Origin of the sequence: Mycobacterium lehmannii, assembly GCF_001499925.1 — a bacterium.
Taxonomy (GTDB): Bacteria; Actinomycetota; Actinomycetes; order Mycobacteriales; family Mycobacteriaceae; genus Mycobacterium; species Mycobacterium lehmannii.
The window spans coordinates 1-21,367 of sequence record NZ_LQIR01000038.1 but is presented as its reverse complement, the minus strand read 5'-3'; the positions used below and the strand labels follow the sequence as shown (position 1 = coordinate 21,367).

Below are 21,367 nucleotides of genomic sequence, written 5' to 3'. Positions count from 1 at the left end.
GCACTCACCAGCGCGTTCTCGGTGGCCTACCAGCTGCCCAACTTGATCGCGGCGCGGTCTGCTCGGCGGCGGGGGAGGGGGTGGTGTGTGACCGGGCCACCTTCGTGGCGGTGCCGGCGGATGGGGCCGAGGCGGCGGCCCGGGCGTGCTCACCCGGCACCACCGCGGGTGCCCGAGCCTCGGCGTCCGGCCCGACTGAGGGGTGCGTCGGTGTCGTCGTCGTAGTGCAGCGCGACCTCGAGCGGGTCGGGACGGTCGAGGTCGGCGGGATCGGGCTGACCGCGGAACCGGTGCCAGAGACGACGCCCGGCCAGCAGCACCAGGACGGCGCCCGCCGAGAGCGTGATGAAGAACAGCACCTTGCCGTAGGCGTTCGAGTGCACCGACAGCCGCACCGGTTCCCCGAGCGGCAGACCGTTGACCGTGCGCAGCGCGACGTCGACGGCGACGCGCTGCGTGAAGTGCACCTCGATGGGGACCCGCAGCGGAAGGTAGCCCGGTGGCAGCACGATCTCGCCCATATCGGTGACCGTCATCCCCGGTGGCGCGTCGACGTCGAGGCGGACCCGTATCGGAACCGGCAGGTCGTTGCGCAACGCCAGCGGCAGCGGGCTGCGTTCGGTCGCCAGCGTGTAGGCCCCGCCCGGATTGACGATCGTGACCGCTCCGAAGATGTCGTCGACGGTGTGTCCGACCGTCGTGAGTCGTTGTTGCGCAAGGCCGTTGCGGGTGTCGGGCGGCACCGACAGGCTCAGTGCGCGCAACATGTCCTCGCGCAGAGGGGCGGTGTAGCCGTATCCGGTCAACCCCGTGCGTTCGTCGGTGGTCAGCGCCGCGGTCAGCCCCCACAGCCGCCCGGTGACCCCGGCGATGCCCGACACGACGGCGTCGTCGAACCGGGCGTCGGGGTCGCCCAGCTCGTCGCTGGGCAGCGGTGACATGTCGTCGGGCGGGACGGCGCTGCCCTCACCGATCACCGCGGTCAGCGGTCGCGGCTCGGCGAGCCCGGCGTTGATCGCCGTGGCGACCGCCCGGAACATCGCCCGCGCGTCGTCGGGGCCGATGCTCCACGCCATCGGCGGCATCAGGATCTGGGTGCGCGGGGAGACGTCCGGATTGAGGGCGCGCCACAGCATGGCTCCCAGGGCGTCCTGGCGCCGGGCCACCGCCGAATCGTGTTGCAGCGGGATGTCCAGCGACGGGTCCAGATATCCCGGCGCCACGGGATCGGTGCCCGCGCCGGCGAGCGCCGCCCCGACGGCCGGGTCGAACGGCGCCGCGACGACCTGCGGTGTGTAGCGGACGGCTTCGGTGTCGGCGACACCGGAGTCCGCGACGTCGGTGCCGTCATCCGAACCCGATTCGGCGGCCGCGACGGCCACCGTCTGGCCGCCCTGGTCCGACAGCAGACGCACCGCGGGGCCGGTCAGCGGACCGTCGCCGACCAGGCTGGCGCCGCGCACCGAAGTGACGCCCAGGATCTGGTCGACGATGTCGCCCGCAGAGGTGGTCGCTATCCGGCTGAGCCCGGGGTCGCGGACGCGGCGGAGCGCGTCGAGGTCGGCCTGCGCGTAGATGGTGGAGGCGGCGCACATGCCTGTCGCCAGGTTCTTGAGCCGGTTCAGCCACGCCACCGCCGCGTCCTGACCGGCGCCCGGTCGGGTGGGGGTGCCGGGCCCCGCGTCGGGCCCGTTGTTGACGACGTAGCCGCCCGTCATCGCGTTCACGGTGACGAGCAGATCGGGGTCGATCGCCAAACAGGTCGCGGCGCGCACCCGTCCGTCGGGATCGACCTGTGGGCTGGTGGCGAACTCGACGGCCGACAGGAGCGTGTCGAGGCGCCCGCCCGGTGCCAGGGAGGACGCCAGCTCATCGTCGATGAGCCGTACCGGGGTGGCGCCGCCCGGTGCGCCCGCGGCCAGCCGCGGCCGGTCGGCGATCGGCCACAGCAGCGTCAGCGGGACCGGCTTGGACGTGTCGGGCGCTGCGATCGCCGTGACCGCGTCACCTGGCTCGGCGCCCGGGTCGGGTGGGACGCCGAGCACCGGCAGCAGGAAGCGGGCGTCGTCGAGGCGGGCGGGCGCACCGTAGTCGGGGGTGCCGTTGACATTGACCATCACCGGGTACACCCCCGGCTCGTCAATGCTGAGCGACGGCCGATCGGCCGACCTCAGGGGGTAGGACAGGGTGAACGGAACCTCTTGTCCGCGAGCGAGTTCGGGCGAGAGCGGGACAAACTCGCCGATCGGCTCGAACTGGTCGACGTCGCCGGTGAGGTTGGTGCGCAGGCCCGTCGACGTCCGCACCGCCGCGGCATCCTCCAACCGAACGACCACATCGCGCACCGGCCGGTCGCCGACGTTGAGGACGGCGCCGGCCACGGTGACCACCGGCTCGCTGGTGGTGGTCACCACGTCGGGGGTGACGCGGTCGACGCGGACCTGAAGGAACGGCGTCGAATCGGATTGGGCGGCGGCGGCCGGCGGTAGGACGAGCGGTAGGGCGCTCAGCGCCAGCACTATCAGCGCGGCCAGCGCGCGCGGCAGCGCTGCGGCGGTCACGAGCCCTGTCCGCAACCGTTCGTCCGGCGGCCGGGCTGCATCTTCCCCCACTCGCGTTCGTCGGGACGACGCTTGCGGGTGTGCGAGTGCGTCTGGGGGCGGCGCCGCGGCGACGAGCGGGGCAGCGGCGGTAGCGCGGAGGGGCCGTGGGCGTGCAGCTTGTCGATCAGCTCACCTGCGACCTCGGCGAGGCGGCGTTCGTCGGCGTAGGCCAGCCGCTTGGGCAACTCCTTGAGCGGCACCCACGCCACCTCGGTGACTTCGACGTCCTCGTCGGACAGTTCACCGCCGAGGAAACGCATCAGGTAGTGGTGCACGGTCTTGTGGACGCGGCGGCCCTCGGTGACGAACCAGTAGTCGATGCTGCCCAGCGCGGCGAGCACGCTGCCCTGCACGCCGGTCTCCTCGGCGACCTCGCGGACGGCGGTCTGCTCGGCGGTCTCACCCATCTCGATATGGCCCTTGGGCAGCGACCACAGCATGCGCCCGCGCCGGTCGATGCGGCCGATCAGCGCGGCGACCTGACTCTCCTTGGGGCCGTCGATACCGTCGATGACCAGGCCGCCCGCCGAGGTCTCGTGGACAGTGCGCAGCCGGTCGGGTGGCCGCCGCGGCCGCGACTTCTTCGACTGCCCGCCCTTGGTGTCCTTGTTTCCGTCGACGGCGGCACCGTTCTGCGGTGCGGCGTTGGTCTGGCCGGCCGGGGGCTGCGGGATGGGGCGGCGGCGCTGCGCCGACGGGTCGGGCGCCGCCTCGGGCGGGCCTGCCGCGCGTCGGCCACGACGTCGCCCTCGGCGCCGTCGTGGTTTGGCCTGTTCGCCGTCCGACACCCAAGCGATAGTAGCTGCCACGCATATTCGCCCCCGCCGCACTCACCGGTCGTGATAGAGCCGTTGCACATTTGTGTGACTGGGCCGCTTGATCGTCGCCTGACTAGGTTGGATCGTCCGGCTCCTCAACGCGGCCCGGGGGCCGCTTGATCGTCGCCTGACTAGGCTGTCCGAACGTGCCCGCCTCCTCCACCGACGCCGAACTCCTTGCCACCGCGCAAGTGGAGCTGAACCGCCACGGCGAGGTGCTGCGCGAACTCGGCCGGCTGTTCGCCGACGCCGGTCACGAGTTGTATCTCGTCGGCGGCAGTGTCCGGGACGCGCTGCTGGGCCGTGCGCTGACCGACCTCGACTTCACCACCGACGCCCGTCCCGAGCAGATGCAGAAGTTGCTGCGGCCGTGGGCCGACTCGCTGTGGGACACGGGCATCGAATTCGGCACCCTCGGCGTCGGCAGGGGCGACAAGCGTCTCGAGATCACCACCTACCGCGCCGACACCTACGACCAGGTGTCCCGCAATCCGGAGGTGCGGTTCGGCGACAACCTCGACGACGACCTGGTGCGACGCGACTTCACCGCCAACGCGATGGCCGTGCGCATCACCGCCGACGGACCCGCCGACTTCCACGACCCGCTCAACGGCCTGGCGGCGCTGCGCGCCAGGGTGCTCGACACCCCCGCCGCACCCGAGGTGTCCTTCGGCGACGACCCCCTGCGCATGCTGCGCGCCGCGCGCTTCGTCTCGCAGTTGGAGTTCACCGTCGCGCCGCGTGTGATCGCCGCGCTGGTTCAGATGGCGCCGCAGCTGGGACGCATCACCGCCGAGCGGGTGGCCGCCGAACTGGACAAGCTGCTGCTCGGCGCCGATCCGGTCGCGGGCGTCGACCTGATGGTGCAGACCGGGCTGGGCGATGTGGTGCTGCCCGAGGTCGGCGCGATGCGCATGGCGATCGACGAACACCACCAGCACAAGGACGTCTACTGGCATTCGCTCACCGTCCTGCGGCAGGCGATCGCGCTCGAGGACGACGGACCCGACTTGGTGTTGCGCTGGGCGGCGCTGCTGCATGACATCGGCAAGCCCGCCACCCGCAAGCACGAACCCGATGGCGGGGTGAGCTTTCACCATCACGAGGTGGTCGGCGCGAAGATGGCGCGCAAACGGCTGCGCGCGCTCAAGTACTCCAAGCAGATGGTCGACGACGTATCGCAGCTGGTGTACCTGCACCTGCGGTTCCACGGCTACGGCGGCGGCAAGTGGACGGATTCGGCGGTGCGCCGGTACGTGACCGACGCCGGTCCACTGCTGCCGCGGCTGCACAAGTTGGTACGCGCCGACTGCACCACGCGCAACAAGCGTCGCGCGGCCCGGCTCCAGGCCAACTACGACGACCTCGAGCAGCGGATCGCCGAACTCGCCGAGAAGGAGGACCTCGCGCGGGTGCGCCCCGATCTCGACGGAAACGAGATCATGGAGATCCTCGGCATCCCCGCCGGTCCCCAGGTCGGCCAGGCGTGGCAGTACCTCAAGGACCTGCGTCTGGACCGCGGACCGCTGCCGCGCGACGAGGCCGTCGAGGAACTGCTGGCGTGGTGGAACGCCCGCGGCGGGCAATAACGGGCCGCTTCTTCGCCGAGCCCGACGTATTGGTTGGTCAGCGCACGCGAATTCGACCATTGCGTCGGTCTCGAGCGAGGCGGGGCGCTCAGCGGTGGAACCCGCGGCCGGAGCGGTGCGTCTCATAAGGCATGGACTACTGCCTCGGTGACGGCGACGGCTCAGCGACGATCTGGTCCGCGACCCCCGACGTGGATGTCGACGGTGACGGTGCATTCGAAGCGGTCGGGCTCGACTTCGACGGTGACGGCATGCTCGACGATGCGATGGCCGACCTGGACGACGACGGTATCGCCGAGCGCCTCGTACGCGACCATGCCGACGCCGCAACTCATTTCACCGACGACGGCACCGGAACCTGGACCGTCAGCGTCGAGCGCGGGCTGCGCTGGTTCGGCCTCGACGGGGTCGAGCAATTCGGTGGGCCGATGGTCGACCTGGACGCCGACGGCCACGTCGACGACCGCCTGGTGGACCTCGACGCAGATGGGCTGGCCGATCGAGTTCTTGCCGGCGAGAACGCTTACGTCGACGCCGATGCCGACGGCAAGTGGGACATCAAGCTGACCGACAGTGACGGCGACGGTCGCGCCGATTCGGCCGTCGAACTCTGAAGGGGGCTAACCGCGGCCAGACCCCGGCGGGCCGGCGAACGCCTGCGCGATGTCCAGCCACTGTTCGGCGTCGTCGCCGACCGCGCGCACATCGAGTGCTGAGCGGGGACGTCGTTGGGTCACCAGCATGCAGAAGTCCTCCGCCGAGCCGGTGACCCGCTGGTCCGCGTCCTCCGGTCCCCACGACCATGTCGACCCGTCGGGGGCGCGCAACTCGACGCGGAACGGTTCGCCAGGCGGCTGTCGACCGTTGACCACGAACGCGAAGTCGCGGGTGCGCACACCGATGTGGGCGATCGAACGCAGCCGCTCCGTGGGCGGCCTGCGCACACCAAGGGCGTCGGCGACGTCGAGGCCGTGCGCCCACGTCTCCATCAGCCGGGCCGTCGCCATCGACGCGGCGCTCATCGGCGGGCCGAACCAGGGCAGCTTGCGGCCCTCGGCGACGGTCAGCAGCTCGTCGTGCAACCGGGACCGGGTCGTGCGCCACTCTTCGAGCAGGTCCCCTGGCGGCATCGCGGCCAGCTCCTCGGCGCCCGCGTCGACGAAGCCGGTCGGGTTCTTGCCCGCCTCTTCTAGCAGGCCGGCGAAGGCGGCCTCGTCGGTGACGGCGGTCAACGCGACGCGGTCGGTCCACAACAGATGCGCGATCTGGTGAGCGATCGTCCAGCCGTCCGCCGGAGTGGGTTCTGCCCATCGCACGGCGGGAAGATCGGCGACGAGGCCGTCGAGTTCGTCGCTCTCGGCGCGCAGGTCGGCCACCATCGGCGCGGCACCAGCCATGTCGGTCACCTTAGCCCGGGGTCGGAGCCGCCCGTCTCGCGATTGCCGCGTGCGCGGCCAGACCGGCGAGGTATACGCCGACGCCGGCCAACGCCAGCGCGGGTTGGCGTCCGTCCGGAGGAATCACGCTCGCCGTCAACGCGATCGCGCCGATGAACGTCATCCAGAACAGCGAGTCCTGCACGGTGAACACGTGGCCGCGCATGCCGTCGTCGACGTCGAGCTGCATGGCGTTGTCCGCGCACAGCTTGACCACCTGACCGGCCATGCCGAGCAGGAACCCGCACACCACCATCATCGCCAGCTGCAGTCCGGACCCGGCCAGCTGGACCAGCGCGGCGATCGCCAACGCACCGTTGGCCGTGGCGTACCGGCCCCAGCGGCGCACCGCCACCGGCATGACCGCGGCGGCGATGAAGGCCCCCGCGCCGGTCGCCGCGACGAACAGCACCGCGGTGCCCAACCCCGCGACCTGCTGAGTGTCGGTATGGCGCACCATCACCAGCACCAGCAGGCTGTTGATCCCGAACACCATCCGATGCGCGGCCAACCCGGTCAGTGTCGCGGCCACGGCAGGCACCGCGATCACGGTTTTCACGCCGTGCACCCAGCCGGTGGCGACCGCATAGAGCACCGAGCCGTGGACCGCACGCGCACTGTCGTCGGGTCCTAGCATCCGCGGCGGGAAACGCCACGCCAGCCACAGCGCCAGCGCCACCGGGGCGGCCACGATCAAGATGATGACCGCGGCGCCTGCGTCGTCGGCGCCGAACAGCCAACGGGGCAGCAACATGAAGTTGGCCCCGAGGAACGCCGCCGCGGCACCGGCCGCGATCGCAACCGAGTTCATCGCCACCACTTGATCTCTGGGCACCACGTGCGGCAGCGCCGCTGACAACCCCGACGACACGAAGCGGGTGAACCCGGTGACGATCAGCGCGCAACACAGGATCGCCAGGTCACCCGCGCCGGATTCGAGCAGCTGCGCGACGGCCAGCACCAAGACCAGGCGGCCGGCGTTCGCCGCGACCAGCACCAGCCGTCGATCCCAGCGGTCGAGCAGCGCTCCGGCGAACGGGCCGAGCAGCGAGTAGGGCAGGAACAGCACCGCGAACGCGCCGGCGATCGCCCACGGTTCGGCGGCGCGCTGCGGGTTGAACAAAATCGCGCCTGCCAGCCCCGCCGAGAACAGACCATCGCCGAACTGACTCACCAGCCGCAGTTCCAGCAGACGCCGGAACTCGGGCAGGCTGCGCACCGACCGCCAGACGGCTACGGGCGCGCGGAAATCGGGCACGGGAGATCACGTTCTCAGAAGCGGCGGATCGGACCGCATCCACAGTACAAATATCGCGGCGGCGTCGCGCTTGTCCGCCACGACAGGGGTTGCCGGTGCCATGATGGACGGGTGGCGCAGTCAGAGGACCCGGAGGATTTCATCGCCCCTGCCGCGCCTCGAGTGCGGGCGGGGACGTTGCTTCTCGCCAACACCGACCTGCTGGAGCCGACGTTCCGCCGCAGCGTCATCTACGTCGTCGAACACAACGACGGCGGCACGCTCGGCGTCGTCCTGAACCGGGCGAGCGAGACCGCCGTCTACAACGTGTTGCCCCAGTGGGCCAAGCTGGCCGCAAAACCGAAGACGATGTTCATCGGCGGACCGGTCAAACGCGATGCGGCGCTGTGCCTGGCGACGCTGCGCGCCGGGATGGAGCCCGCCGACGCCCCCGGTCTGCGCCATGTGCAGGGGCGGATGGTGATGGTCGACCTGGACGCCGATCCCGACTCGATCGCCCCGGTCGTGGAAGGGATACGAATCTTCGCCGGCTACTCGGGGTGGACGATCGGCCAACTCGAAGGCGAGATCGAGCGCGACGACTGGATCGTTTTGTCCGCCCTACCGTCCGACGTTCTGGTCGAGCCGAAGATCGACCTGTGGTCGCGGGTGCTGCGCAGACAGCCCCTTCCGCTGTCGTTGCTCGCCACCCATCCGATCGACGTCAGCCGCAACTAGACCTCAACTGCAGGACAGCGTGCACGTGGCGCACGCGCCGCCGCAACCGCCCGCCTCGCTGCGCTCAGCGCTCGACAGCCGGACGGCCATTTTTGCGCTCTGCCAGCATCCGGCTCCGACGGTTCCCAGCGCTCCGACCACGCAGACGATCAACACGACGATGGCCGTGCCGGCATCGGCCGCCAGTGCGACCGCACCGCCGGCTGCCAGCATCGCGGCGGCCGCCAGTTGGGTCGGCGCCACCGAGCGCAACACCGTGCGCACCGGGTCTTCGGATTGCGGTCGGCTCAGTAGCCATCCACCGACCGCGGCGATGGCGCCGGCAGCGCACAGGCAGAGCACCGCGGCGATGAGCATGGGCCACAGAATATCGAGACCCGTCGCGATCGACGAGTTGGGACGTCCCCCGGGCGCCAGGCTTCGCCCGGGGGACGGGCCTAACCCGGCAGGCCCGGCTGGGTTCCCAGCGCAGTCGCGCTCGGGGACCGCGGGGCGGCCGGCGCCGTCGCAACTGACGGCGGATTCGACACCGGCGACGCCGCGCCGGGAGCGGCCGGGGCGGGTGCACCGGGGGCGGCAGGCGCAGCGGGGGGTGCTGCGGCGGGCGCCCCGGGGACCGTGACCCGGAAACCGTTGACGATCGCGTCCGTGGCCTCAGCGGCCGGGACAACCTGGTCGACGCTCGTCGTGACGGACAGCGACACCAGATACTTGTCCGGTCCGGCGGCGGCGATGACGTGACGCCGCGAGGTGTTCAGCGTCATGTTGTTCTCGCGGTAGGTTCCCTCGATCAACGCCGACGGCATGCCGCCGAACTCGGCCAGCGACGCGTCGGTGCTGCGCCATGCGGGCAGCTGCTGGCTGTCGATGAAGCCGTGGCTGATCGCCTCTTTGGGGTCGAAGTCGCCGACGAGCTTGTACACCACGACCTGAGCGTTCGAGGTGTACAACCCGTTGCCGCCGACCCGGTCCGCGATCACCGCGAACGCATCGGGGACGTTCGGGTCCGGGACGTGCTCCCACCCGCGCGGCATTGGCAGCACGATGGTGAGGGCCTTGAAGTCGCGGCTGTTTTGCGGCTCGAGTTTCACTCCCTTGTCGGCGAAGAACTCGGTGAGCGTGCCGGAGGTGGCGGGCATGATCGTCGCGACCGGCGCCGGGGGGACGGGTTGGGCGGCCAGGCCCGGGGCCGCGGTTCCGGCAGGTGCCGCCGCGGTACCGGCGGGCGCCGCCGCTCCCGCCGGCATCGCCGCACCGGGAGTCGCGCCTGCCGGAGTCGCCGCGCCCGCCGGAGTTGCTGCGCCGGCTCGGGCCGCCGCGCCGGCCGGGGTCCCCGCGGTGGCAGACGTCACACCCGGTGCGGTCACCCCCTGTTGGGTCAGGGGCTGGGCGTTCGGTGTGACCGTGACGGTCTGCGTGACCGTGGGCAACGCGGGCTGGGGTGGCTGCGGAACGAGAGGTTCGGCCGATGCGGTCGTGCCCGCGAAGCCGAGGACGCCGGCGGTGGCGGTGGCCACACTTGCGGCCAATATCCGCCAGCGAGGGGCGATCTCGATCATCTGCGTCGGTCCTTCCGAACTGCACGGGAAGAGGTCAGGCGCTGACTGTATCGACCCGTGAAGCACGGCGACCAGCGTCGGAACCGACCTGCAACCGTGTTCTGACTTCCCCGCAATGCAACCGAGACCGACCCGTGGCCGAAGCACCGCGGATATCGGTGCTTATACCCTGTTCACGTGACAGACGCGCCGACCACAGACACCCCCCAGCACCGCTACACCGCGGAGCTGGCCGGGCAGATCGAGCGCACCTGGCAACAGCGGTGGGCCGACGCGGGGACCTTCCACGTGCCGAACCCCGTCGGGTCCCTGGCGCCCGCCGACGGTTCGCCGGTGCCCCCCGACAAGATGTTCGTCCTGGACATGTTCCCGTATCCGTCGGGTGAAGGCCTGCACGTGGGGCACCCGCTCGGTTACATCGCGACCGACGTCTACGCCAGGTACTTCCGGATGACCGGGCATAACGTGTTGCACGCCTTGGGTTTTGATGCGTTCGGTCTGCCTGCCGAGCAGTACGCCATCCAGACCGGCACGCATCCCCGGATTCGCACCGAGGCCAACATCGTCAACTTCAGGCGCCAGCTCGGCCGGCTGGGGTTCGGTCACGACTCGCGCCGCAGCTTCGCCACCACCGACGTCGACTACTACAAGTGGACGCAGTGGATCTTCCTGCAGATCTATAACGCGTGGTTCGACCCGGCCGCACAGAAGGCCCGGCCGATTGCGGAGCTGGTCGAGCAGTTCGAGTCGGGCACGCGCAGCCTCGGCGACGGCCGGTCGTGGAAGGACCTGTCGAAGGGTGAGCGCGCCGACGTCATCGACTCTTATCGGCTGGTGTATCAGTCCGACTCGCTGGTGAACTGGTGTCCGGGGTTGGGCACGGTACTGGCCAACGAGGAGGTCACCTCCGACGGTCGCAGCGAGCGCGGGAACTTCCCGGTGTTCCGTAAACGGTTGCGACAGTGGATGATGCGCATCACCGCGTATTCCGATCGCCTGCTCGACGACCTCGAACTGCTGGACTGGCCGGAGAAGGTCAAGACCATGCAGCGCAACTGGATCGGCCGGTCGACGGGGGCGTCCGTCCTCTTCGGCACCGACGCCGGGGACATCGAGGTGTTCACCACTCGCCCCGACACACTTTTCGGCGCGACGTACATGGTGCTGGCGCCCGAACATGAACTGATCGACAGGCTGGTGGCCGACCAGTGGCCGGCCGGTGTCAACGAGCGGTGGACGTACGGCGCCGCGACGCCTGCCGAAGCCGTCGCCGCCTACCGTGCTGCGATCGCGGCCAAGTCGGACCTGGAGCGGCAGGAGAACAGGATCAAGACCGGTGTGTTCGTCGGCGCGTATGCGACGAACCCCGCCAACGGTCAACGCGTTCCGATCTTCATCGCCGACTACGTTCTGCTGGGCTACGGCACCGGAGCCATCATGGCGGTGCCGGGACATGACCAGCGCGACTGGGAATTCGCGACCGAGTTCGCGCTGCCGATCGTCGAAGTCGTTGCCGGCGGCGATGTTTCGCAGGACCCCTACACCGGAGAAGGCGAGATCGTCAACTCCGACTACCTCAACGGGCTGAGCGTGGCCTCGGCGAAGGAGGCCATCACCGCGCGGCTGGCGGCAGAGGGCCGCGCCCGTGAGCGCGTCGAATACAAACTTCGGGATTGGCTTTTCGCGCGTCAGCGGTATTGGGGCGAGCCGTTCCCGATCGTCTACGACGAGGACGGCCGCGCGCACGCGCTGCCGGAGTCCGCGCTGCCGGTCGAGCTGCCCGACGTACCCGACTACTCGCCGGTGCTGTTCGATCCAGACGACGCCGACAGTGAGCCGTCACCGCCGCTGGGCAAGGCCACCGACTGGGTGAACGTAGAGCTGGATCTCGGCGACGGGCTCAAGCGCTACACCCGCGACACCAACGTGATGCCGCAGTGGGCCGCCAGCTCCTGGTACGAGCTGCGCTACACCGACCCGCACAACTCAGAGGAGTTGTGCGCCAAGGAGAACGAGGCCTACTGGATGGGGCCGCGGCCCCTCGAACACGGCGCCGACGACCCGGGTGGTGTCGACCTGTACGTCGGCGGCGTCGAGCACGCGGTGCTGCACCTGCTGTACGCGCGGTTCTGGCACAAGGTGCTCTACGACCTCGGCCACGTCAGCTCTTCTGAGCCGTATCGCCGGCTGGTGAACCAGGGCTACATCCAGGCGTTCGCCTACACCGACTCCCGCGGCACATACGTGCCCGCGGCGGAAGTGGTTGAGCGGGAGGGCAAGTTCTACTGGTCGGGTCCTGACGGTGAGATCGAGGTCTACCAGGAGTTCGGAAAGATCGGCAAGAGCCTGAAGAACTCGGTGTCGCCCGACGAGATCTGCGACAACTACGGTGCGGACACGCTTCGCGTTTACGAGATGTCGATGGGCCCACTGGAGGCGTCGCGGCCGTGGGCCACCAAGGACGTCGTCGGCGCACACCGGTTCCTGCAGCGGGTGTGGCGCCTTGTGGTCGACGAGGAGACCGGCGCCAACCGCGTCGCCGAACACGAGGCGATCGACGAGCCGACGCTGAAGTTGTTGCACCGCACCATCGCCGGAGTGTCGGACGATTACACGAGCCTGCGCAACAACACCGCGGCGGCCAAACTGATCGAGTACACCAACCACCTGACCAAGGAGGGGGTGACGGCGCGCGCGGCGTTGGAGCCGCTGGTGTTGATGGTCGCGCCGCTGGCCCCGCATCTGGCCGAGGAGTTGTGGCGTCGACTGGGTCACGAATCGTCGCTGGCGCAGGGTCCGTTCCCGGTGGCCGACCCGCAGTTTCTGGTCGAGGACACCGTCGAGTACCCCGTGCAGGTCAACGGGAAGGTGCGCGGCCGGGTGACGGTCGCCGCGGACGCCAACGCCGATGCACTGGAAGCCGCCGCGTTGGCCGACGAGAAGGTTCAGGCGTTCATCAACGGCGCGACGCCGAAGAAGGTCATCGTGGTGGCCGGCCGCCTCGTCAACATCGTCGTCTAACGCGCGATTTCGGTGCACTACCGGTCGCTGAGCGATATGTAGTGCACCCAAGCCGTCCGGAAGGGAACCGCGACGGATGTTGCGTGCGTCCAATCATGCGTGCTTCGGGAATTGCTGCGGGTCCAGGACGGCGTGATCACGTCCGCTCAGGCTAGGGAGGCCGGCCTCAGCGATCAGTCGGTACAGCGTAGGGTGCGCGCAGGAATGTGGAGGCGGTGCGCGAAAGGGGTGTACTTCGTCGACGACCGCGAGTTCACCGATGCCGCAAGGGTGCGTGCGGCAGTCTGGGGGTACGGCGAAAACGCAGTCGCTAGTGGTCTTACCGCGGCATGGTGGCTCGGTTTGACCCTTTACCCGCCGGATGTCGTCGAGGTCACCGTGGGGCGGACCGCGACTGGGCGCTGTCACACCGGCACCCGACTGCGGCGGCGCAACCTCGACCCGAGGGATGTCACCGTAGTGCGTCGAATGCGCGCCACCGCGAAACCGCTGACCGTGCTCGAAGCGGCTACCAAGCGGCGCGACGGTGCCAAGCTGATGGACAGTGCATTGCAGCGACACCTTGATCGGCGCGACCTCTGGCGTGCTCAACTCCGCAACAAGGGTCGCTACGGTTCTCCGGCCGCGCGAATCCTGTTGCAGGCGGCGGCCGATGACGCTCGCTCTACCGCCGAACGACTGCTCATCAAACTGCTGCGGGAGGCGGGGATCTCCGGATGGAAGGCGAACCATCCGGTCGGCGGCTACAGGGTCGATGTGGCCTTCTTGTGGGAGAAGATCGCGCTGGAGACCGACGGCTGGGCGTTTCACTCGGACGCCGAGGTCTTCCAGGTCGACCGCAAGCGGCAGAACGCGATCGCCTTGCTGGGCTGGCAGGTCCTGCGCTTCACCTGGCTGGACCCGACCGTCTATCCCGAGCGTGTGATCGCCACCATCCGCGAGGCGCTTCGGTGCGCTACAAGTCGCTGAGCGATAGGTAGTGCACCCAAATCGGCCGCTGGCTCCTAGCGGGGGCGGACGATGACCTCGTGCATGTGAGCGTCGGGCGGGGTGTGCACCGCATCGGCGATCACCTTCGCCACACTCTGCGGGCTCAGGAACCGCGACGGGTCGTACTCGCCGCCCTCGTAGGCGACTAGACCCTCCTGCATCTCCGTGGCGATCCGGCCCGGGTGCACCGACGTCACCCGCAGCGACGGCTCATCGGCCCGCAGCGAGTCGGCGAACGACCGCAAGGCGAACTTGCTGGCCGAATACGACGCCAATCCCGGCGACGCGTTGATCCCCGACCCCGAGTTCACGAACAGCACGTGCCCGCCCGCGGCGCGCAGCGCCGGCAACAGCGCGAGGGTAAGGGCAACGGCGCCAATGACGTTGACCTCCATGGAGGTGCGCCACTCGTCGACGGTGGACTCGGCGACCCGGCCAGGGAACGCCACCCCGGCATTGTGGATCAGCACGTCGAGCTCGACGATCGGCTCGACCGCGGCCTCGATACCGGAGACGTCAGCCAGGTCGATCGGCCACGTGGTCGCGCCGAACTGCGCGGCGACCTCGTCGAGCGCCGCCGACGGTCGCCCGGCCAGGAACAGCGTGTGGCTGTCGGCGAGCGCCGTGGCGATCGCCGTCCCGAGCCCCCGTGAGGCACCCGTGATCATCGCGGTCGGCATGTCGAAACCCTACCGACCTGCGTTCGGCGGCGAAGCGTCGCATCATGGAACGGATGCCACCCGACCACAGCTTTGCGCCCACCCAGCTCGCGGCCCGCGCCGCGTACCTGCTGCGGGGTAACGACCTGGGCACCATGACCACCGCGGCGCCGCTGCTGTACCCGCACATGTGGAGCTGGGACGCGGCGTTCGTGGCGATCGGGCTGGCCCCGCTGAGCGTCGAGCGCGCGGTCGTTGAACTCGACACCCTGCTCTCGGCGCAGTGGACCAACGGGATGATCCCGCACATCGTCTTCGCCAACGGTGTCGACGGCTACTTTCCCGGCCCGGCGCGCTGGGCCACGTCCGCACTGGCCGCGCACGCACCCCGCAACCGGCACACGTCCGGTATCACCCAGCCTCCGGTGCATGCGATCGCCGTGCAGCGAATCCTCGATCACGCCCGCACCCGCGGCCGCTCCACCCGCGCTGTGGCCGAGGCGTTCCTGGACCGCCGCTGGTCCGACCTCGTCAAGTGGCACCGCTGGCTCGCCGAGGCCCGCGACCCGAAAGAACACGGCCGCGTCACGCTGTACCACGGCTGGGAATCCGGTATGGACAACTCCCCACGCTGGGACAGCGCCTATGCCAACGTGATTCCGGGCAACGTGCCCGAGTACCAGCGCGAGGACAACACGATCGTCACCGACGCGACCCAGCGCCCGTCCGACCTCGAGTACGACCGCTACTTGTGGCTGCTCGAGGAGATGAAGTCGGCCCGCTACGACGACGAATTGCTGCCCAAGGTCATGAGTTTCGCGGTCGAGGACGTCTTCGTCTCAGCTATCCTCGCGGTCGCCTGCGACGTGCTCGCAGAGATCGGCGAGGACTACGGCCGCCCCCGCGCCGACGTCCGCGACCTCTACGCGTGGGGTCAGCGGTTCCGTGACGGCGTCATCGACACCACGGACGAAAGAACAGGCGCAGCACGGGATTTCGACGTGCGAACCGGCAAGTGGGTGGCCACCGAAACGGTCGCGCAGTTCGCCCCGCTGTTGTGCGGCGGTCTGCCCCACGACAAGGAACGCACGCTGGTGAAGCTGCTGGAGGGCCCGCGCTTCTGCGCTCACCCCGACCTCAAGTACGCCTGCATTCCGTCCACCTCGCCGGTGTCGCGCGAATTCCGCCCGCGCGAATACTGGCGCGGGCCGGTGTGGCCGGTGATGACGTGGCTGTTCTCGTGGTGCTTCGCGCGCCGCGGCTGGGCCGAACGCGCGCGTCTATTGCGCCAGGAGGGACTGCGTCAGGCCAGCGACGGGACGTTCGCCGAATACTACGAACCCTTCACCGGCGAGCCACTGGGCAGTATGCAGCAGTCGTGGACGGCGGCCGCGGTCCTGGACTGGCTCGGTTAGCCCACTACTCGGCCAGCCGCTCAAGCGGGTCGATGGCCTTGGTCAAAGTCTCGATGTCCTCCGGGCTCAACCGCGACAACAGGCTGGCCAGATGCGCGCGCCGAACCTCGAGGGCCTCCTGGTGCTGGGCGCGGCCCTCCGGGGTGATGTCGACGAGCACCGCCCGCAGGTCGGACGGGTCGCGCGAGCGCTTGACGAGGCCCAGCTTCTCCAGGCGGCGGATCGCCACCGTGGTCGTGGGCGTGCGAACACGCTCGTGGGCGGCCAGGTCGGTCATCCGCATCGGGCCCTGCTCCAGCAGCGTGAGCAGGATCGACAGCTGGGCCAACGTGAGGTCTCCCGCGTCGGTGCGGCCGGTGTCGCTGCGACGCAGCACGGAGAACACGCGGGACAGAACCCGCTGCAGCTCTCCTGACAGCTCCGCGACCTGCGGTTCTACGACATCCGCCATAATTTCGGCAGTCTAACCTGTCAGGCGATGCCAGGTTGCGTGACGGACGCGTTAGTTCAAAGTCGTCGAAGGCCCGGTCACAGCACCTGCGAGAGGAACCGCTGCAGACGTTCGGTTTCGGCCGCATCGAAGATCGGCTCCGGCGGTCCGGCCTCGACGACCTTGCCGTGATCCATGAACACCACGGCATCGGAGGTCGATCGGGCGAAGCCCATCTCGTGGGTCACCACCACCATGGTCATGCCGTCGGCGCCGAGGTCGGCGATCAGCGCGAGGATGCCCTTGACCAACTCCGGGTCGAGCGCAGAGGTCGCCTCGTCGAAGAACATCACCTGCGGCGCCATCGCCAACGCCCGCGCGATCGCCACCCGCTGCTGCTGCCCACCGGACAGGGTCGTCGGCCGCACGTCGGCCTTGTTGCGCAGGCCGACGCGCTCCAGGTGCGCCAACCCGAGCTCGCGGGCCTCCTCGGCGCTGAGCCGTTTGAGCTTGCGCGGCGCGAGGGTCACGTTGTCCAGCACGCTGCGGTGCGGGAACAGGTTGAAGTTCTGGAAGACCATCCCGATGCGTTGGCGCAACTGGTCGGGGTTGTCGGCGAGCACCGAGCGACCGTCGAGCAGGATGTCGCCGCGGTCGGGCTCGTAGAGGCGGTTCAGCGTCCGAAGCAGGGTGGACTTGCCCGACCCCGACGGTCCGATCACCGCCGTGGTGCTGCCCGCAGGCACGTCGATATCCACCCCGCGCAGCACCGGGTTGGGGCCAAATGAGAGATGGATGTCGTTGGCGCTCAACGACACCGGATCGAAACCGGACGCACTCATCAGATCATCTCCTGAGACGTCGCCATCGGAAGCGGGTCCTCCTCGGAGGGTTTTCGCCCGCGTCGCAACCGGTTGTCGATGTAGTTGACCAGATGCGTCAGCGGCACGGTCAGCATCAGATAGAAGAAGCCCGCGGCCACCAGCGGTGACAGGTTGCCGGTCTGCGCGTTGAGGTCGCGTCCGACCTGGAACAGCTCACGTTGGTCGGCCACGAGCCCGAGGAAGTAGACCAGCGACGAGGCCTTCAGTAGCGAGATGAACTGGTTCATCAGCGCGGGCAGCACCCGTCGCACGCCCTGGGGTATAACGACCAGCTGCATCGATGCGGTGTACGAGAAGCCAAGTGCACGTGAGGCTTCCATCTGGCCGGGCTCGACGCTCTGGATACCGGAACGGAAGATCTCGCCTACGTAGGCCGCGGCCATCAGGCCCAGCGCGGCGATGCCCAGTGGGAAGGGGTTGTTGCCGGTCAGCCCGCCCACGATGGGCCCCACCCCGAGGCCGATCAACAAGATGATGACCACCTCGGGCAGGCCGCGGAAGATGTCGGTGTAGACCCGCGCCGGCCACCGCAGCCAGCGGTGCCGCGAGATCCCCGCGACCGCCAGCAGCATCCCCAGCACCAGGCCGATGACGGCTGCGCTGACGGTCAGGATCAACGTGTTCGGCAGACCGGTCTTCAACAGATCGGGAACCGCCTGCCGGTACAGGTCCCAGTTCAGGAACGAGTCCTTCAGTTGCGCCAGAGTCGATTTCGGCGCTGCGGGACCGGTCGAAGGCCGCTGGTTCTCGGCGGCGATGGCGTTGAAGTCCGGCAGTTGCGGCGGCGGAGCCGCCTTGGAGCCTGGCTTCCACCCGGGCGGCAGCGCCCGCGGTACCCATTCGGAGTACAGCCGCGCCCAGGTGCCGTCGGCGATCACGGCGTCCAGCCCGGAGTTCAACGCGTCGATGAGCGGGCGGTTCTCGGTGGCCACCGCCCACGCGATGAAATTGTCCAAGCTGAAGGTGTTTTCGATGATCTCGGCCGGATCACCGGGCTGCACGGTTCCCGACGCCTGCTGGGACGGGGCCACCCAGGCGTCGATCTGCCGGGTCTTCAGGCTGGCGTAGACGGTGTTGTAGTCGGGGTACTTGACCGGCCGCAGGCCCAGGGTGTCGATGACGTAGGACTCCTGCACGGTGCCTTGCACCACGCCGATGCGCTGGCCGGGCGCCAGTTTGTCGAACCCGGTGATCGGCGACCCGGTGGGTACGACGAGCGAAAAATAGCCGAAGTCATAGCCGTTGGTGAAACCGACCGTGCGGCGGCGCTCTTCGGTCGTGGTGATCGAGGAGGACCCGACATCGAAGCGTCGCGCAGCCACCTGCGCCAGCAGCCCGGAGAACTCGGTGCCGACGAAGTTGATCCGCAGCCCCAGCTTGTCGGCGACCGCGCGCAGCACCTCGTTGTCGAAGCCGGTGAACTGACCGGCCGAGTCGATGCAGATGCTCGGTGGCGCGTCCGACAAGGTGCCGACGGTCAGCGTGCCCGGCTGGATCAGCCCCAGCGCATCGACGTCCACCGCCGCGAGGGGCACCACGGATGGCGTGGTGTACCGGTCCTCGTCGGGCCCGGTTGCCGCCGCGGCGAGGTTGGTCGGAAGGGCGCTGGCGCTCCCGATCCCGGGGGGTGTGCACTGGTCGACGTTGGCGTTTACGGGTCCGGCCAGACCGATACCAGTCACCAGCATCGCGACAAGCGCGACCACCAAGAGCTTGCAGAACCGCGCGAACGGGGTCATCTGTGCAAGGTATCGGTCAAGGCGCCACGTTCACCGGGTTGGGCTCGATCAGAACGTCACAGGCGAGGCGCCCGCCCCGCGCAGCACACCCCGTCGGACCAGTTCGGTGACCATGATGCGCCCCATCGTCTCGCTGCGGGCGATGCAGGCGTTGCGGGCGGCCTCCTCGTCGCCGCCGCGGATCGCGGCGGTCTCGTCCTCGTAGAAGGGCAGCATCTCGTCGTGATCACTCAGGTACGTCACCCAGAACGCTCGAGGCGTGAAGGCCTGCACCGACCGGATCAACGCCGTCAGTCGCGGGCCGGCGTAAGAGTCGGTGATCACGGTGCGGTACTGCCATGCGGCGTCATAGAAGACGCGCGAGTCCCGGGTACCGCGCAACGTGTCGGTCAGCGCGCCCAGGCGGTCGAGAACGCCGGGATCCGGTTCGGCGGCCGCGCGCGCCGACGCCATGCCGGTCAGGAAGCCGTGCAGCTCGTGGTGCTCGCGCACGAACGCCTCGTCGAAGCGTTCGACGAAGGCACCGCGGTGATAGCGGGTGGACAAGATGCCGTCGTGTTCCATCTGCACGACGGCCTCTTGTATCGGCACGCGCGACAAACCGAGGTCTTGTGCGATCTCGTTGCGGTCGATCCGATCACCAGACCGGAGCTTGCCGGTCAGGACCAGGTTCACGACGTGCGCGACCACAAGGTCTTTTTCCTTGACCCCATACTTTTTGGGCATGGCGGCGACAGTCTCTCACGCACCACGCCCCGCCGGGAGGGGTTACGCCGGTTCAGCCGGCTTCGTTTCGACGACGGTCACGCCACCGGACCAACGCCTCGGCTTCGGACAGGTCGTAGTCGGGTCCGTTGACCCCGACGGTCAGCATCGTGACGCCGAGGTCGGCGAGCGCCTCGGCCTCGCCGATCAACCTCTCGGCCGTCTTTCCCGACACGCCGGCCGAGCGCTCGATGGCGTTCGGATCGCGGCCCACGTCGGCGCAGTGGCCCGCCAAAACCTCGGCCTTGCGCGGGTATTCGCCACTGTCGGAGAAGCTGTGCCAGATGTCGCCGTACTCGGCGACCAGACGCAGCGTCTTCCTCTCACCACCGCCGCCGATCAGGACGGGGATGTCGCGGGTGGGCTGCGGGTTGAGCTTGGAAAGACGCGACGTGATGCGCGGCATCGCCGCGGCGAGGTCGTCGAGCCGGCTGCCTGCGGTGCCGAACTCGTAGCCGTACTCGTCGTAATCCTTCTGCTTCCAACCCGAACCGATGCCCAGGATCAGGCGGCCGTCGCTGATGTGGTCGACGGTGCGCGCCATGTCTGCCAGCAGCTCGGGGTTGCGGTACGAGTTGCAGGTCACCAGCGCACCGATCTCGATGCGCGACGTTTGCTCGGCCCAGGCGCCCAGCATGGTCCAGCATTCGTAGTGGGCACCGTCGGGATCGCCGTAGAGCGGAAAGAAGTGGTCCCAGTTGAAGGCGACGTCGACACCGAGGTCTTCGCAGCGTCGGACCGCGTCGCGGATATGGCTGTACTTCGGGGAGTGCTGCGGCTGCAGTTGCACGCCGACACGGATCGGATAGCTCACCCCTCAACCGTACGCAGCGTCACCACCCCCACCGCGCGAGCGACCGTAGTAAGAGAACTATGTCGCGTGTTGTGCGTGGTAAGTGCGACGTCCCCCTGTTGTCGTTAGAGGGCTTGGTGTCCCAAGACAACGAGGAGGACGTCGTGTCTAAGAGTAGGGCTTTGTCGCGTGGAGATAAACGCCGTAACGCCCGATTGGCCCGGTTGCGGGAGTTGGTGCCGGTTGGTTATGCCGTGTTGGGTATTGATCTGGCTGATGTGAAGCAGGTGGTGGTGCTCACTGATTTGGATTCGCGGGTGCTGGCGCGTCAGCGGGTCTCGGCTAAGGCCTGGGATCTGGGGCCGGTGCTGCGATGGGCCCGTCGGGTGGCCGTTCAACACGGATTTGCCGGTGTGACGGTGGGTTGTGAACCGACCGGTCATCGTTGGCGGGTACTCGAACAGCTTGCCGCCCAACATGACATGCCTTTTGTGTGTGTGAATCCGATGTTGGTGGGCCGGGCCCGCGAAACCGAGGATTACACCCGCGATAAAAGCGACGACAAGGACGCGATGGTGATCGCGCGGCTGGTGGCCCAGCTCAACTGTTACATCCCTGAACGTGCCGACCAGATCTGGGCGCGGCTGCGTCAGCTCGGAGCACGCCGCGAACGGTTGATTACCGAGTCGAC

The 21,367-nt window shown here is 68.8% G+C and carries 19 protein-coding genes and 1 pseudogene; 8 read left to right on the top strand and 12 right to left on the bottom strand.

The features are described 5' to 3' along the window. Nucleotides 1-149: 149 nt before the first annotated feature. Nucleotides 150-2,561 carry a hypothetical protein gene (locus tag AU192_RS19080; protein WP_064399031.1) on the bottom strand — a complete coding sequence of 804 codons (2,412 nt, stop codon included), beginning with the start codon at nucleotides 2,559-2,561 and terminating at the stop codon, nucleotides 150-152. Next, nucleotides 2,558-3,391 carry an NUDIX hydrolase gene (locus AU192_RS19075; protein ID WP_064399029.1) on the bottom strand — a complete coding sequence of 278 codons (834 nt, stop codon included), beginning with the start codon at nucleotides 3,389-3,391 and terminating at the stop codon, nucleotides 2,558-2,560. Before AU192_RS19075 ends, AU192_RS19080 begins: the two co-directional genes overlap by 4 nt. Nucleotides 3,392-3,567: 176 nt before the next feature. On the opposite strand from AU192_RS19075, the gene AU192_RS19070 reads away from it, so the two are divergent. Continuing rightward, nucleotides 3,568-5,010, top strand: coding sequence for a CCA tRNA nucleotidyltransferase (locus tag AU192_RS19070; RefSeq protein WP_064399027.1), 1,443 nt, complete (start codon nucleotides 3,568-3,570; stop codon nucleotides 5,008-5,010). A 131-nt stretch (nucleotides 5,011-5,141) separates the two neighbouring features. Continuing rightward, on the top strand, nucleotides 5,142-5,624 hold the full coding sequence (locus tag AU192_RS19065; RefSeq protein ID WP_064399025.1) for a hypothetical protein: 483 nt from the start codon (nucleotides 5,142-5,144) through the stop codon (nucleotides 5,622-5,624). Nucleotides 5,625-5,630: 6 nt separating this feature from the next. Here AU192_RS19065 and AU192_RS19060 read toward each other — a convergent pair whose 3' ends face one another. After that, nucleotides 5,631-6,407, bottom strand: coding sequence for a TIGR03084 family metal-binding protein (locus AU192_RS19060; RefSeq protein ID WP_064399035.1), 777 nt, complete (start codon nucleotides 6,405-6,407; stop codon nucleotides 5,631-5,633). A 10-nt stretch (nucleotides 6,408-6,417) separates the two neighbouring features. After that, nucleotides 6,418-7,704: an MFS transporter gene (locus AU192_RS19055; RefSeq protein ID WP_064399022.1), complete on the bottom strand. Its 1,287-nt coding sequence runs from the start codon at nucleotides 7,702-7,704 to the stop codon at nucleotides 6,418-6,420. A 111-nt stretch (nucleotides 7,705-7,815) separates the two neighbouring features. Between AU192_RS19055 and AU192_RS19050 the strand changes: the two genes are divergently transcribed. Then, nucleotides 7,816-8,421 (top strand): YqgE/AlgH family protein, encoded by a 606-nt coding sequence (locus AU192_RS19050; protein WP_064399019.1) that lies wholly within the window; start codon nucleotides 7,816-7,818, stop codon nucleotides 8,419-8,421. A 3-nt stretch (nucleotides 8,422-8,424) separates the two neighbouring features. Here the strand turns inward: AU192_RS19050 and AU192_RS19045 are convergent, their stop codons facing one another. Together AU192_RS19045 and AU192_RS19040 are read right to left on the bottom strand one after the other, a co-directional pair. Next, nucleotides 8,425-8,778 carry a hypothetical protein gene (locus AU192_RS19045; protein ID WP_064399017.1) on the bottom strand — a complete coding sequence of 118 codons (354 nt, stop codon included), beginning with the start codon at nucleotides 8,776-8,778 and terminating at the stop codon, nucleotides 8,425-8,427. 80 nt (nucleotides 8,779-8,858) lie between these two features. Next, entirely contained in the window at nucleotides 8,859-9,980 is a 1,122-nt protein-coding gene (locus tag AU192_RS19040; protein WP_064399015.1) for an LpqN/LpqT family lipoprotein, read from the bottom strand. Nucleotides 9,981-10,157: 177 nt separating this feature from the next. On the opposite strand from AU192_RS19040, the gene leuS reads away from it, so the two are divergent. The 3 genes and pseudogenes from leuS to AU192_RS19030 all read left to right on the top strand — a co-directional run bounded on the left by leuS (nucleotide 10,158) and on the right by AU192_RS19030 (nucleotide 13,970). Continuing rightward, nucleotides 10,158-13,001 carry a leucine--tRNA ligase gene (gene leuS, locus AU192_RS19035; protein ID WP_064399013.1) on the top strand — a complete coding sequence of 948 codons (2,844 nt, stop codon included), beginning with the start codon at nucleotides 10,158-10,160 and terminating at the stop codon, nucleotides 12,999-13,001. A 99-nt stretch (nucleotides 13,002-13,100) separates the two neighbouring features. Then, nucleotides 13,101-13,175, top strand: a pseudogene (locus AU192_RS26225) (hypothetical protein); the annotation flags it as partial. A gap of 168 nt (nucleotides 13,176-13,343) precedes the next feature. Next, entirely contained in the window at nucleotides 13,344-13,970 is a 627-nt protein-coding gene (locus tag AU192_RS19030; RefSeq protein ID WP_341271759.1) for an endonuclease domain-containing protein, read from the top strand. A 35-nt stretch (nucleotides 13,971-14,005) separates the two neighbouring features. Here the strand turns inward: AU192_RS19030 and AU192_RS19025 are convergent, their stop codons facing one another. Continuing rightward, nucleotides 14,006-14,671, bottom strand: coding sequence for an SDR family oxidoreductase (locus AU192_RS19025; protein ID WP_064399009.1), 666 nt, complete (start codon nucleotides 14,669-14,671; stop codon nucleotides 14,006-14,008). 53 nt (nucleotides 14,672-14,724) lie between these two features. Here AU192_RS19025 and ggh point away from each other — a divergent pair, with 53 nt between their 5' ends. Beyond that, nucleotides 14,725-16,065 (top strand): glucosylglycerate hydrolase, encoded by a 1,341-nt coding sequence (gene ggh / locus AU192_RS19020; protein ID WP_064399033.1) that lies wholly within the window; start codon nucleotides 14,725-14,727, stop codon nucleotides 16,063-16,065. A gap of 4 nt (nucleotides 16,066-16,069) precedes the next feature. Here ggh and AU192_RS19015 read toward each other — a convergent pair whose 3' ends face one another. The 5 genes from AU192_RS19015 to AU192_RS18995 form a co-directional block, all read right to left on the bottom strand. Next, nucleotides 16,070-16,516, bottom strand: a complete 447-nt coding sequence (locus AU192_RS19015) for a MarR family winged helix-turn-helix transcriptional regulator (RefSeq protein ID WP_064399006.1) — start codon at nucleotides 16,514-16,516, stop codon at nucleotides 16,070-16,072. Nucleotides 16,517-16,593: 77 nt separating this feature from the next. Next, nucleotides 16,594-17,337, bottom strand: a complete 744-nt coding sequence (locus tag AU192_RS19010; RefSeq protein ID WP_064399004.1) for an amino acid ABC transporter ATP-binding protein — start codon at nucleotides 17,335-17,337, stop codon at nucleotides 16,594-16,596. Next, nucleotides 17,337-19,118 (bottom strand): ABC transporter substrate-binding protein/permease, encoded by a 1,782-nt coding sequence (locus AU192_RS19005; RefSeq protein WP_064399002.1) that lies wholly within the window; start codon nucleotides 19,116-19,118, stop codon nucleotides 17,337-17,339. Before AU192_RS19005 ends, AU192_RS19010 begins: the two co-directional genes overlap by 1 nt. Nucleotides 19,119-19,166: 48 nt before the next feature. Next, nucleotides 19,167-19,844: a GntR family transcriptional regulator gene (locus tag AU192_RS19000; protein ID WP_064399000.1), complete on the bottom strand. Its 678-nt coding sequence runs from the start codon at nucleotides 19,842-19,844 to the stop codon at nucleotides 19,167-19,169. Nucleotides 19,845-19,896: 52 nt separating this feature from the next. Continuing rightward, on the bottom strand, nucleotides 19,897-20,697 hold the full coding sequence (locus tag AU192_RS18995) for an LLM class F420-dependent oxidoreductase (RefSeq protein WP_064398998.1): 801 nt from the start codon (nucleotides 20,695-20,697) through the stop codon (nucleotides 19,897-19,899). Nucleotides 20,698-20,813: 116 nt separating this feature from the next. Between AU192_RS18995 and AU192_RS18990 the strand changes: the two genes are divergently transcribed. Then, a partial coding sequence (locus AU192_RS18990; protein ID WP_165593256.1) for an IS110 family transposase occupies nucleotides 20,814-21,367 on the top strand: 554 nt, incomplete at its 3' end.